Here is a 12,802-nt window from a genome sequence, read left to right as displayed (position 1 = left end):
TGACGCAGCTCATCGGGGTACTTCTTCGGTGCCGCCACAGAAACTTCCTCCCCATGGCCATCAGACCATGATTACGAAGCTCCATGAAAACGGGGTAGCTCACCTGCTTGACTGCCTTGTCCGCCAGCCAGCCGTTTGCTTCGTAGAAGCGCCGAGCCCGGTGATTTGTCTCCAGTACCCACAGGGTCGCCTGTCGATAGCCAGCCTCGCTCAGCGCGTTAACGGACTCTGTGATGAGCAGCGCGCCGACGCCGGTGCCCCAGACGGCCGGCAGAAGGTAGATGGCCGTGATCTCGCCGACCGTGAGCGGGTCGGCGTCCTGGTCTCGTGTTGGGCACAGATCGGCGAACCCGACGATGCCATCGTCGTTGTCAGCCACCAGCGTCGCGGAGCGCGGCCAGTCCGCTTCGGCCAGGATCCGCTCCCATACCTCGCGCCGCCGGTCAGTATCCTGGCTGTCCGGATCGTCCTGGGGCAACACTTGATACGCCGCCCGCGATGAGGTCATCTGTACCACGGCAATCGCCAGCGCGTCGGTGACATCGGCGCGACGAACCCGCATGACTGCCATCCTGGCGGACCCGCCCCGCCGAGCCAACTGGTTACCGACCCGCCTTGACAAGGACCGGCCCCCGCGATGAGTGCTGGTTGATCAGCTGGCCAGCGTGTCTGCGGGCGTGGGGACCGCCGCCACGTGATCATGGTCGGCTTGTGGAGACAACTCAAGATTTCGTCGCGGCCGCTGGGCACAGCGTAGCCGTCGAGGAGTGGTTGACCGGGTTCGCGGCGATCGCGGGCCGGTTCGGGCGGGTGGAGCCGCGCCGGCAGGCGCAAGCGTTCCTGCTCGGGGTGTTGTCCGATGTGGACAGCCGGTCGTGTTGGCAGTTGGCGGAGCAGGCGGGAGACCCATCGCCGCAAGCGATGCAGCGGCTGTTGGGTGAGCCGGTCTGGGACGCCGACAAGGTGTGCGATGACGTACGCGGCTATGCGGTGAATATGCTCGGCGACCCGGACGGGGTCCTGATCCTGGACGACACCGGTGATCTGAAAAGGTTGACCTCACGATCGGCACGCAGCGCCAGTACGTCGGCACCCGCGGGCCGGATCGAGAACGCGCAGGTGGCGGTCTATCTGGCCCACGCCGGCCCGCGCGGGTCCACGCTGATCGACCGGGAGGTGTACCTGCCCAAGGTGTGGACCGACGACCGGGTCCGGTGCGCGACGGCCGGCGTGCCCGACGACGTGCGCTTCGCCACGAAGGTCACCTTGGGCCGGCGGATGCTCGGCCGGGCCCTCGACGCTGGGGTGCCGGCCGCGTGGTGCACCGCCGACGAATTCTACGGCGGCGACCAGCACTTGCGCCGCGACCTGCAAGCCCGCCGGGTCGGTTACGTCCTGGCCGTGGCCAAAAGCCACCGGGTCACCGCCCGTCCGTCCGACGGTCCGTTCCGCGCCGATCGGCTGGCCGACGCACTGCCGAGCCGGGCATGGAATCGGATCTCCGCCGGGGCCGGATCCAAGGGCGAACGCGACTACGACTGGGCCTGGATCGCGATCATCCCACCCGACGGCGAGACCGGCGGCTGCCACAGCCTGCTCGTGCGCCGCCGGATCAGCGACGGGGCGAGCTGGCCTTCTACCGCTGCTGGTCACCCCGACCCGTCCGGCTACGCACCCTGGTCCAGGTGGCCGGTGCCCGCTGGAACGTGGAGACCTGTTTCCAAACCGGCAAGCGCATCGGCCTGGACGAACCGCAGGTGCGCCGCTGGGACTCCTGGTACCGGCACATCACCCTGGTCATGCTTGCCCACGCAATCCATCAACCTGCATCTACGTAACGATCCCGGGCTGTCGTACTAGCGAAGGAAGGCCACGTTCGCCGACGGCGGCGATGAGCACGAGCAGCACGGTCAGGATTCGATAGAGGGCGGACGAGCGCATCTGGGTGGCCCAGGACGCGCCGACCCTTGCGCTGGCGAGGCTGCCGATGAGCAGATTGATCACCACGCCGCAATGCGGGGTGGGTGCAGACAAGGGCACTGCGGCGAACCAGGCGGGCAGGGCGGTGAGGACCACGACGAGGCTCAGAATCCTATTCAAGATGACGGCCTGCAGGGCCGCGAATCCGAACAGCATGATCAGGGTGTCAGCGACGCCCCGGCCGAAGATCCGCCCTTCTCCTCCTCATCTCTCATATCGAAGTTCTCTATCCGACGGAACGCGGGCCATTAGGCACTTGATAACTTGCGCTATGCATACCTCATGGGGGTCACGGACCCGGCGAATCAAGTCCATTTTGGCGGCTTCCGTTGTCGGCGCCGGCGTGTTGGTCGCGCTCACTCCGGCCGCCGCACAAGCATATCCGACCAACTGCAGCTCGCGGATCTATCAGCCGAATGGCGGCGCTTTGGCGCAATGCACCGCGGGGACCGGCCGGTTCCGGGTTATCGCCTCCTGCCAGGACAATTATTACACGTACATCATCTCCAAGTTCTACGGCGACTGGTCCTACCCGTACCCGGGCGCGTACAGCAGGTACTACTGTCCTTCCGGGACGACGGTCGTCAAGGCCGAGGTCGACGTCAGCAACTCCTAGGCTGGCGCTTCGCCAGTGGGATCGCCGGGAGGGGTCCCGCCCTTAGCTCGAATGCGGGGACCCCTCCTCGTCTTCATTCCTTCGGTCTTGGTCTCGAAGGGACCGGGTCGCCGAAAGCGATCCGCGCGAAGTTGTCGGCGTGTCGATTGCCTGGACGGCGACGACGTGTTCTTCGCCGACCAGCGGAGGATGCTCGATCTCGCGGGAGATGACCCATCGGTGGAGTCGCTCCGCCGTTGGATCTCGTGGTGTCGATCGAAGGTGCTGGTGCCTCTCACCCCAGGGTCCCGGTGCGTTGCTGAGAAGGTTCGAGCTGGCTCTGCACATCGCCGGGTACCCGCACCCCTCGGGCACGCAGATCGGCGATGAAGCGGGCCGCGAGCGGGTCGGGCTCTCCCGGCGTCACGGCGACCAGCTCCCGGGTCCACCGGGGCGAGAAGGAACGGACCACGCCCGGAAAGCCCGCGCTGATGGCGCTGACGGGGGTTATCGCGATGGGCTCGAGCCGGCCGGCGCGGCCAGGCAGGCTCCGCTGGCGGGTCGCTTTGCGCGACGGTGGGGCGCTCGGGTTGCTGCCGTTGAGGCGCTAAATCTGGTAAATGGCGTCACCGCCGTTGTCGACCTCGACGGCGAGTTCGGTCGGCCTGCGACCCTCGTTCTCGATGTGCACGTACAGCTGGGCACTGTCCTTCGGATTGGCCGGGGTCGCGCGCAGGCGGACCAGGACCGAGATGCCGGCCACCTTCAGCACATACATGTCGCTCGCGTCGTCGGTGTCCGGATCGCCGTCGAAGACGAGCACTTCGGCGTCGCGTACCGGGAAGGCCTGTGGCATTGGTGTTGTGTCGCTCGGTCTCCTCGGCCAACCCGTACGCCTCGAAGTACAGGGCGCCGAGCCGGCCCGCGATCCACTGGTACAGCTCGGCCCCGGTGAACTTGTCCCGCAGGCAGGCGGCGATCTCGTCCTGGTGGGCGATCTGCCGGCGCAGGATGTCCAGCTCACCCTGGACGGTGGTGAGCTGGTACTCGGCCGCGCCGACCTGCGCCTCCCGGGCAGCACGGGTGAGCGCCAGGATCTCCGCCTCCTGCCGGGTCTGCAACAGGTTGAGCTGCTCGCCGTCACGTCGGTCGAGGGCACCCAGCAGGTCCTGCCGGAACTGGCGCAGCCGGTCGGCCAGATCCTGGGCGCGGCGGAACACGACCGCGAAGCGGTGGTGCGGTACGGGTACGCCGCCGCCGCGCAGGGCCGACTCCACCCCGACACCGGCGGCGCCGCCGCGGACCAGGTCGGCCGGGTCGACGGGTGGTGCGAACAGCGGCACCGGTCGGCTGATGTCCAGGGGGACAGCCGGATCTTGCGGAGCCGGTCCTCCACCAGATCCCAGTAGTCGCCGAGCGCCGAGTTGCCCGGAACCTCGAAGTAGGTGTCGGCGCCGATCCGTTCCAGCTCGGTGAGCGCGCCGGCGATGTCGTCGGCGAGTGCGGCCGGGTCGACGGCGAGGAAGGGCAGGAATCGCCAGTACCGGCCGGGTCGGGTCGGGTCGAAGACGTACTCGTACCAGACGCGGGCGTCCTCGAACCGCTGGGCGCCGTTGAGCGCCTGCGCGATGAGCAGGGGGCGTGGAAGAAGATCTCCCAGTGGCGATGGCTGTTCCGGTGCGGCGCATCTGCGCATCGGACCCCTCGGTGACCTCGGGTGGGTTTGGCTGGGCGGATCACTATGACTCAGTGGTGCGTGTTTGGGACCCGGCCTCCGGGGACCTGCGGTTGGAGATTGACCTCGGCCTCGGCGGCGTCAGGTCGTGGAGGCCGGGGCCGTCTCGCGGACCAGCGTGACAGCGCTGCGGTTGGCGGCCGGAATGATCAGCGCCGATGCGACGAGCGCGGCGACGGCGATGCCCAGCCATCCCCAGAAGCCGAAGGCGATGACCAGGCCGGAGAGCGCCGCCGGGCCGATGATGTTCTGCGTGATCACGTGCAGGTCGAACGCCCCCAGGTACTCGCCCTGAGCGTGCTCGGGGGCGAGGCCGAACGCGAGCCCCCAACCGGAGGCGGCCTGCATCACCTCGGCCACGGAGAGGATCAGCACGGCGGCGACGATCGCCACGGACGCCAGGACCACGTTGTCGTCGAGCGCGGTCACCGCCAGGACCGCGCAGCCGCCGGCCAGCCAATAGCCGGAGCGCCGGGCGAGCCGACCCGCGCCGTGCACGGTGTCCGCGCCCCGGCTGGCCCGTACCTGGAACAGGATGACGAACGCGGTGTTGACGATCAGCAGCAGAGGAATCAGGAAGTGCGGCAGGTCGGTGCGGTTGAGCGCCCAGAGCGGCATCGTCACCAGGATGATGCTGACGTGCGAGGCGAGGATCGTCGAGACGCCGATCACCGCGAGGAAGCGTGGGTCGCGGACTGCGGCGAAACGCTTGAAGCCCACCGGTGCGGGACGCGGCGGCACGTCGGGCAGGCGGGTGACGAGCAGCGCGGCGCCGGCCATCAACGCGGCAGTGGTGAGGGGGATCAGCACGAGCAGCCGTTGGCTGAGGGCGGCGACGGCCGCCACGCCGATACCGATGCTGAATCCGATGTTGAACACCGACCGCATCATGGCCTTGAGCTTCACCCGCTCCTCGGCGGGCACGAGGTTGCCGATGAGGGCCCCGTTGGTCGGGCCGGTGCCGTACTCGAGGAAGCCGACGGTGACCACCAGCGCGAAGAAGGCGGTCGCGCTGTCGACAAGGCTGTAGAGCCCGAATCCGACCGCCAGCGCGACGAACAGGATGACGAGCAGGCGGCGGGCGCCCACCCGGTCGGCGATCACACCGAACAGGACCGACGAGAGGAAGGCGGACAGGCCGGCGGCCGACAGGCCCAGGCCCACCTGCCGGGCGTCGAGTCCGACACGCAGCGTGAAGTAGACGACGCTGCCGCTGAGGAAGACTCCCTTGCCGATGGACTCGGCCAGTCGGATCGCGATCAGCTTCCTGCGGAGCGGGTCGGTCGGTACCAGGCCGGCGACAACGTCCGTCACTCGTGACAAGGGCATGGGTCAATCCTGGCGACGGCGGTGTCCGGCGGACAGGGCGACAGGTGTAGCGCGTACGGGACGACGTCCCGGATCGGCCGGGAAATTCCCCCGTGGACTCCCGGGTCGGCGGCACGTCGACCGCCCGTGAAAGGTCCGCTGTGGACGGCTTCGTCAGGGCCAAAACGGAAAGTTTGGTTCGGTTTTCCGATGCGTCAAAAGGCTGACCGAGCCCACTCCCGGGATCACTTCTTGTGTTGTTCTGTTGGCCGTGAGTAGATGTTCATCACGACGCGGGGTCGGCGCTACCGCGGCGTTTCCCCGCGCGACTAAGACACCGCGGGCCGTTCGGACGGGGTGAGGTGGATAGATGGTCAGCGTTGGCTCGGCCTCGGAACTGACTCGGAACATGAGGCGGTATCCGGAGGAAGTCACGGCGGAGACACAACCCGACGCGGTGACGGTGGTCCTGGCCGACGCTCAGCCGGTGGTGCGCAGGGGCCTGCACGCCCTGCTGTCGCCGTCGGCTGAGGTCGCCGTGACGGGTGAGGCGGCGTCCGCGCGGGAGGCGTTGGCGCTGGCCACCGCCACCCGTCCCGACGTGCTCGTTCTCGACGTCGAGCTGCCGGGGTTCCAGGCGGGGGTGACGATCCAGGAGATCAACCGGGTGTCGCCCTCGACAGCGGTGCTGGTCTTCACCGCGGTCGAGGACGAACACGCGATCCTCGCGGCCATGTGGGCGGGCGCCCGGGGCTACGTGCTCAAGAACTGCCCGGGCGACGGCATCGTCCGGGCGATCCGGGGCCTCGCGACGGGTGAGGTCATCCTCGGCCCCCGGGTGGCCGACAAGCTCATCGGGCAACTGAGCCGGGAGCCCCGCAACCAGCAGCTCTTCCCGGAGCTGACAGCCCGCGAGCGGGAAGTGCTGGAACTCATTGCCTCGGGTATGCGCAACGTGGCGATCGCCGCGAAGCTGAATCTGTCCCCGAAAACGGTCAGCAATCATATTTCCACCATCTTCAGCAAATTGAACGTTTCTGACCGGTACGAGGCGATCGAGGTCGCCCGCCGGGCGCGGTTGGGGCGCCCCGGGCCGCCCGGCTCCCATTCACCAGTGGTGCCTGGTGGCAGCGTTCTGCTGGCCGGCAGGCGTGGCGTGGCGCCGGGCGCGGCCGCGTACGCCGGCGCGCGGTCGGTGCGGGGGTTAGCGGGATGAGCCTGGACCTGGACGCGATCGCCAACCGACTGGAGCCACGGTTCGGCCGGGCCGCGCACCGCTGGGTGGGCACGCTGCGCCAGCGGCTCGACGACCTCGTCGAGCAGTGGGAGTTGACTCTCGGTGACCCGCTCAAGTCCGGCAACTCCTCGGTGGTGTTCCGGTGCGTGGGCCCGCTCGGCGACGCGGTGCTCAAGCTGTCCCCGGACAGCTACGCCGTGCGGGAGGAGGTGGACATGCTGCGCCAGTTCGCCTCCAGCGGGCGGGTGCCGGCGGTGCGGGAGTCGGCCAAGGGCGCCGTCCTGCTCGAAGCGATCCACCCCGGCACTCTCGTGGAGAAGATGCCGCAGCCGCCCTCACCGCGGGAGTACGCCGCCTTCCTCACCGATCTGCACGGCGCGGGCGACCCGGCTGCCGCTCCCCGTCAACTGGCGGACTGGATCGACGTGCTGTTCAACTCGGCGACGCGCCGGGGCGCCGACCTGAGCGGGTCCAAGCGGCTGCGCGACGACCTGTTCGCGGTGCCCACCGACACCGTGCTGCTGCACGGGGACCTGCACCTCGGCAACGTGCTCAACGGCGGAGGCAGGGGCCTGGTGGCGATCGACCCGATGGCGTGCGCCGGTGACCCCTGCTTCGACGCCGTGGACTACGTGCTGGAGGGTCTGGACCGCGCGGAGATGGTGCGCCGCCGCGACGAGCTGGCGAGCGCCGCCGGCATCGACGTGGGCCGGCTCGACGCCTGGTGCCGGGTGACGGCTCCGATCGGCGCCACGTACGTCAGCAATCCCGTGCACTCCGCCGAGCTGGCGGCCTTCGGGCGCGGCGAGTACTGACCGGCCGACCACCGCCCCGGTCCGACGGCAACCCGCGTCGGGCCGGGGCCGCGCCATGCCCGCGGACCCGCGTCGACGTGTCGCCGACGCGACCGGGAGCTTTTCCTGGTGGGGCAGGAGAACGTGCTCTGCCGCGCGGGACGTGCCGGGCCGCACGATCGGTGCATGGTTCGTACCGGTCGTGCTTCCTTCGCTCAGGAACGCCTCTATTTTCTCGATCAGCTCCAGCCCGGAAACCCGGCGTACGTGGTGGCCTTCGCGGTGCACCTGCGCGGTGCGCTGCGACCCGAGGCCCTCTGCGCGGCCCTGACCCGGGTGGTCGCCCGGCACGACGCGCTGCGCACCACGTTCGCGGTGGTCGACGGTGTCCTCACCCAGCGAGTGTCGTCGACGCCCGCTGTGGACGTCGACATCACCGCCGACGGGTGGGTCGATCGCGCCACCCAGGAGGCCCACCTGCGGACGCTCGTCGCCGAGCAGGCCCGGCAGCCCTTCGACCTCGCCGACGGGCCGGTGGTAAGGGCCTTCCTGCGCTCCTGGGGTCCGGACGAGCACGGCCTCGCGGTGCTCGTGCACCACATCGCCTGCGACGGGTGGTCGGTGGGTCTGCTCCTGCGCGACCTGGCCGCCGAGTACGACGCCACTGTCGATGGGTCGGTGGCCGCCTACGACGAGCCGGCCGAGTCCTACCTGGCGTACGCCGAGCGGCAGCACGAGGCGTGGCGGCGGGACAGCTCGGGCCTCGACTTCTGGCGTGCGGCGCTGGTCGACGTGCCACAGCTGGCGCTGCCCACCGACTTCCCCCGCCCGAGCGTGCTCGGCACCACCGGCGCGGTGCTGCGCCGCCCGGTCGAGCCGGAACTGGTGCGGCGGCTGGGGGAGTGGGGGCGGGCGCGGGGCGTGACGCTGTTCGCGGTGACGCTCGCCGCGTACGCCTCGGTGCTGTCCCGGTACGCGCGCCAGGACGAGGTGGTGGTCGGCGTTCCGGTGGCGAACCGGATGGACGACGCCGAGGAGCGCCTGGTCGGCTGTCTGGTCAACACGCTGCCGATCCGGCTCGACGTGTCCGGCCGGCCGAGCTTCACCGAGTTGGTGGACCGGGCACGACGGACCAGCATGGCGGCCTTCGCCAACCAGGACGTGCCGTTCGAGCAGATCGTGCGGGCCACCGTGGGGGAGCGGCAGCTCAGCCACGCGCCACTGTTCCAGACCTCGCTGACGGTGCAGAACTTCCCGTTCGCGTTTCCCGAGTTCGCCGGGGTGCGGCTGACCGAGGTCGACGTCGAGATCAACGTCACCAAGTTCGACCTGGGCCTGACCCTCGACGTCTCCACCGACGTGCCGTTCCTGCGCGCCGAGTACAGCACCGAGCTGTTCACGGCGGAGACCGTCGGCACGCTGCTCACGCACTACCTGACGTTCCTGCGGTCGATCGTCGACGAGGAGCAGCGGGAGCCATCCATGGTGGACGAGGCCGAGCGGGCGCAGCTCACCGAGGGGGTGAACCCGCCGCTCGCGTCGGCGCCGGTCACGCACCCGTCGGTGCTGCGTCGCTTCGCCGACCACGCGGCGGCGACCCCGGACGCGGTGGCCGTACGCCACCGGGACGTCGAGATCACCTACGCCGAGCTGGACCGGTGGGCCGGGCGGATCGCGGCGGGCCTGGCCGACCGCGGTGTCCGCCCCGGCGTCCGGGTGGGGCTGCTGCTCGGCCGTTCACCGGCGGTCGTCGCGTCGATCCTGGGCGTGTGGAAGCTCGGCGGCGTCTACGTGCCGCTGGACCCGGACTACCCGCGCCAGCGCCTCGACCTGATCGCCGCGAACGCCGGGATGGCGGTGCTCGTGGTGGACCCGGAGACCGCAGAGGCGGCCGTGGCGCTCACCCGCGACAGCGGGACCCCCCTGGCCGACGCGCACACTCTCGACGGAATCTCCGTGCTCGAGGAGACCTTCCCCGGGCCGGACGACCCGGCGTACGTCATCTACACCTCCGGCTCGACCGGCGTACCCAAGGGGGTCCTGGTCGGGCACGGCGGCCTGGCAGCGCTGAACAGCCCGACCCCGGCGGGCCTGGACGTCACGGCCGCCGACGTGTGGCTGGCGGCCAGCTCGTTCTCGTTCGACGCGTCGGTGTGGGAGATGTGGGGCGCGCTGACCACCGGCGCCCGGCTGGTCATCGCCGACCGGGTCGACCTGGTGGACCGGGAACGGCTGGCCCGGCTGGTGCGTCGCGAGGCCGTTACCGTGCTGTTCCAGACCCCGGGCGCGCTCTACCGGTTGCTGCCGCCGTACCTGCGGGCGCTCGACCCCGACGAGACCTCCCGCATCCGCTACGTCGTCCTCGGCGGCGAGGCGCTGAGCTGGTCGCGGCTGGCATCGCTGATCGCGGACGCGCCGGGTCTGCAAACGGTGTTCGTCAACATGTACGGCATCACCGAGGGCACCATCCACGTCACGATCTTCCAGGCGTCGGCCGCCGACGTGCCCCGGGTCCCCGAGGGTGCCATCGGCGTGCCGTTGCCGTCGGCGCGCTGCTACGTCCTCGACGAGGACCTGCGGCCGACCGGCCTCAACGTGCCCGGCGAGCTGTACTGCGGCGGCGCGCTCGTGGCGCACGGCTACCTGGACAACCCGGAGCTGACCGAGGCGCGGTTCCCGCCCGACCCGTACGGCGGCGGGGTCATGTACCGCACCGGCGACGTGGTGAAGTGGGGTCTCGACGGGAGCATGGTGTACCTCGGCCGCAACGACACGCAGGTGCAGTTGCGCGGCTACCGCGTCGAGCTGGCCGAGGTGGAGGGCGCCCTGCTCACCCACCCCGCGGTGCGGTCGTGCGCCGTGGCCGCCGAGGACGACGAACTCGTCGCGTTCGTGGTCCACGGGATCGGCCCGGACGCCGAGCACGACCTGCGGGCGCACCTGCGCGAGACACTGCCGGTGTACATGGTGCCGTCGCGGATCCTGACCGTGGCGACCATCCCGCTCACCGCGCACGGCAAGGTGGACCTTCCCCGCCTGCTGGCCGACAGCCGCGCGGCACGGACGGCGACCGCGCCGTCGCGGCCGCCGGCCGCAGTGGTCGGCACCGGGTTGGAGGAACGGATCCGGGCCTGCTGGGTCGAGGTGCTCCGGCGGCCCGACGTCGGGCTGCACGACAACTTCTTCGACCTGGGCGGCCACAGTTTCGCGCTGATCGCGCTTCAGCAGCGGATGTCCGAGGAGGGTCTGGACGTCTCGGTGACCGACCTCTTCCGCTGCGGCACGATCGCCGGCTGCGCGGCGGCGCTCCAGCACACCGCGCCCGTCGTCGCGGACCCCAACGCGGCGCAGCGCCGCCAGGGCCGCGCCCTGCTGGCCGACCGGCGGCGCAGCGTGGGAGCCGGCCGTGGCTGAGCTGGACGACAGCGCCGCGGTGGCGGTGGTCGGCATGGCCATCCGGGTCCCCGGCGCCGAACGCGACCTGGACCGGTTCTGGCGACACGTCCACGACGGCGTCGACGCCGTCAGCGTCTTCACGCCCGAGCAGCTCGTCGGTTGGGGCGTACCCAAGGATCTGGTGGAACGGTCGGGCTTCGTGCCGGCCCGCGCGGTGCTCACCGACGCGGACCGCTTCGACCACCGGCTGTTCAGCTACTCACCGTCGGACAGCGCCCTGATGGACCCCCAGCAGCGGATCCTGCTGGAGTGCGCCTGGGCGGCCCTGGAGCACGCCGGCCACCCGCCGGTCGCCGCCGACGGCAACCGGGTCGGGGTGTACGTCGGCACCGGGCTCAACGTCTACCTGCTGGACAACGTGTGGCCCAACGAGCGCGCGGTCGAGGCGGCCGGTGGCCTGGGCGTGATCATCGGCAGCGACAAGGACTTCGCCGCCACCCGGATCGCCTACAAGCTGAACCTTCAGGGGCCGGCGCTGACGGTGCAGACCGCCTGCTCGACGTCGCTCGTCGCGGTGCACCAGGCGACGCAGGCGCTGCTCACCTACGACGCCGACGTGGCACTGGCCGGCGCGGCCACCGTCGCCCCGCCGACCCGGCGCGGCCACCTGCACGAGCCCGGCGGCATCTTCTCCGCCGACGGCCGCTGCCGCGCCTTCGACGCCGCCGCCGACGGGACGGTGCCGGGCGACGGAGCGGGCGTGGTGGTGCTCAAGCGGCTCACCGACGCGCTGCGTGACGGCGACACCGTGCACGCGGTGATCCGTGGCTCCGCGGTCAACAACGACGGCGCCCGCAAGGCGGGCTTCACCGCGCCCGGCCCGACCGGTCAGGCCGCCGTCATCGCGGCGGCCTTGGAGGTGGCCGACGTCGACCCGGACACCGTGGGCCTGGTCGAGACGCACGGCACCGGCACCGCGCTCGGCGACCCGATCGAGGTGGCGGCGCTGCGGCAGGTGTTCGACTCCACCCGGCCCGACCGGGCGCCCTGCGCGCTCGGCGCGGTCAAGTCGGTCGTCGGACACCTGGACACCGCAGCCGGGGTGATCGGCCTGATCAAGACGGTGCTGGCCCTGACGCACCGGACGATTCCTCCGATCGCCCACCTGCGTACGCCCAACCCGGCGATCCGACTGGACGGCTCGGTGTTCGAGCTGCCGACGACCGCCCGACCCTGGGCGCCTGTCGACGGCGTACGCCGGGCCGGGGTGAGCGCCTTCGGCATCGGCGGCACCAACGCCCACGTGGTGCTGGAGGAGGCCCCGCCGACTCCGCCCCGACCCCGTCGGCACGTCCCGCAGCTCGTCCTGGTGTCCGCGAAGACCGCCGCGGCGGCGCAGGACAGCCTGGACCGGGTCACCGCGTTCGCGGCGGGAACCGCCCCCGGGGACCTGGCCGACCTCGCGTACACACTGCGGACCGGCCGCGCCGAGCTGCCCTGGCGGGCCGCCGTCCTGACCGGCGTGACCGACGGGGTCGCCCGGCTGCGCAAGGTCGACGCGACGGCTCGGGCGCGCGGGGTGGCGCTGCACCTCACCGGGGCCGGTGCGGTGACCGGCAACCGACCCAACTACGACGCCGACCCGGTGTACCGGCGGACCGTCGACGAGGGCGTCGCGCTGCTGCGTGGCCACGACCTGGACGATTCGGTCCGGGAACGCGGCGACCGGCTGCTGGCCTGCGTCGGCCTGACCCGGT

The 12,802-nt window shown here is 70.8% G+C and carries 11 protein-coding genes and 1 pseudogene; 6 read left to right on the top strand and 6 right to left on the bottom strand.

Annotation, left to right across the window (positions count from 1 at the left end):
- A partial coding sequence (locus tag ABZU52_RS29435; protein ID WP_354974208.1) for a GNAT family N-acetyltransferase occupies window positions 1–562 on the bottom strand: 562 nt, incomplete at its 3' end.
- A 149-nt stretch (window positions 563–711) separates the two neighbouring features.
- Here ABZU52_RS29435 and ABZU52_RS29430 point away from each other — a divergent pair.
- Window positions 712–1,860, top strand: a complete 1,149-nt coding sequence (locus tag ABZU52_RS29430; protein ID WP_354974207.1) for an IS701 family transposase — start codon at window positions 712–714, stop codon at window positions 1,858–1,860.
- Here the strand turns inward: ABZU52_RS29430 and ABZU52_RS29425 are convergent.
- A complete protein-coding gene (locus ABZU52_RS29425; RefSeq protein WP_354974206.1) occupies window positions 1,831–2,136 on the bottom strand; it encodes a hypothetical protein in 306 nt (101 codons plus the stop codon). The genes ABZU52_RS29430 and ABZU52_RS29425 overlap by 30 nt on opposite strands.
- 271 nt (window positions 2,137–2,407) lie before the next feature.
- Here ABZU52_RS29425 and ABZU52_RS29420 point away from each other — a divergent pair, with 271 nt between their 5' ends.
- Window positions 2,408–2,596 (top strand): hypothetical protein, encoded by a 189-nt coding sequence (locus ABZU52_RS29420; protein ID WP_354974205.1) that lies wholly within the window; start codon window positions 2,408–2,410, stop codon window positions 2,594–2,596.
- Window positions 2,597–2,870: 274 nt separating this feature from the next.
- On the opposite strand, the gene ABZU52_RS29415 is transcribed toward ABZU52_RS29420, so the two are convergent.
- The 4 genes and pseudogenes from ABZU52_RS29415 to ABZU52_RS29400 form a co-directional block, all read right to left on the bottom strand.
- Window positions 2,871–3,047: a hypothetical protein gene (locus tag ABZU52_RS29415; protein WP_354974204.1), complete on the bottom strand. Its 177-nt coding sequence runs from the start codon at window positions 3,045–3,047 to the stop codon at window positions 2,871–2,873.
- Between the two features lie 135 nt (window positions 3,048–3,182).
- Window positions 3,183–3,431: a hypothetical protein gene (locus ABZU52_RS29410; protein WP_354974209.1), complete on the bottom strand. Its 249-nt coding sequence runs from the start codon at window positions 3,429–3,431 to the stop codon at window positions 3,183–3,185.
- Window positions 3,432–3,483: 52 nt separating this feature from the next.
- A pseudogene (locus ABZU52_RS29405) lies at window positions 3,484–4,263 on the bottom strand (hypothetical protein); the annotation flags it as partial.
- A gap of 128 nt (window positions 4,264–4,391) precedes the next feature.
- A complete protein-coding gene (locus ABZU52_RS29400) occupies window positions 4,392–5,639 on the bottom strand; it encodes an MFS transporter (RefSeq protein WP_354974203.1) in 1,248 nt (415 codons plus the stop codon).
- A gap of 388 nt (window positions 5,640–6,027) precedes the next feature.
- Between ABZU52_RS29400 and ABZU52_RS29395 the strand changes: the two genes are divergently transcribed.
- From ABZU52_RS29395 to ABZU52_RS29380, 4 genes are all read left to right on the top strand, one after another.
- Window positions 6,028–6,834: a response regulator transcription factor gene (locus ABZU52_RS29395; protein WP_354974202.1), complete on the top strand. Its 807-nt coding sequence runs from the start codon at window positions 6,028–6,030 to the stop codon at window positions 6,832–6,834.
- Window positions 6,831–7,670 (top strand): aminoglycoside phosphotransferase family protein, encoded by an 840-nt coding sequence (locus tag ABZU52_RS29390; protein ID WP_354974201.1) that lies wholly within the window; start codon window positions 6,831–6,833, stop codon window positions 7,668–7,670. Before ABZU52_RS29395 ends, ABZU52_RS29390 begins: the two co-directional genes overlap by 4 nt.
- A 165-nt stretch (window positions 7,671–7,835) precedes the next feature.
- Entirely contained in the window at window positions 7,836–11,063 is a 3,228-nt protein-coding gene (locus ABZU52_RS29385; RefSeq protein ID WP_354974200.1) for an amino acid adenylation domain-containing protein, read from the top strand.
- On the top strand, window positions 11,056–12,802 hold a 1,747-nt coding region (locus tag ABZU52_RS29380; RefSeq protein ID WP_354974199.1), incomplete at its 3' end, for a beta-ketoacyl synthase N-terminal-like domain-containing protein. The genes ABZU52_RS29385 and ABZU52_RS29380, both read left to right, overlap by 8 nt.

The sequence above is a fragment of the Micromonospora sp. NPDC005220 genome, from assembly GCF_040607895.1.
Lineage (GTDB): Bacteria > Actinomycetota > Actinomycetes > Mycobacteriales > Micromonosporaceae > Micromonospora.
The sequence above is the reverse complement of the archived record's forward strand: the minus strand, read 5'-3'. Positions and strand labels throughout refer to the sequence as shown.

Bases quoted from the DNA above. Each gene is read 5' to 3' on its own strand.
- ABZU52_RS29425 (WP_354974206.1), bottom strand. From the start codon at position 2,136: ATGCTGTTCGGATTCGCGGCCCTGCAGGCCGTCATCTTGAATAGGATT.
- ABZU52_RS29395 (WP_354974202.1), top strand. From the start codon at position 6,028: ATGAGGCGGTATCCGGAGGAAGTCACGGCGGAGACACAACCCGACGCG.
- ABZU52_RS29400 (WP_354974203.1), bottom strand. From the start codon at position 5,639: ATGCCCTTGTCACGAGTGACGGACGTTGTCGCCGGCCTGGTACCGACC.
- ABZU52_RS29385 (WP_354974200.1), top strand. From the start codon at position 7,836: ATGGTTCGTACCGGTCGTGCTTCCTTCGCTCAGGAACGCCTCTATTTT.
- ABZU52_RS29410 (WP_354974209.1), bottom strand. From the start codon at position 3,431: ATGCCACAGGCCTTCCCGGTACGCGACGCCGAAGTGCTCGTCTTCGAC.
- ABZU52_RS29390 (WP_354974201.1), top strand. From the start codon at position 6,831: ATGAGCCTGGACCTGGACGCGATCGCCAACCGACTGGAGCCACGGTTC.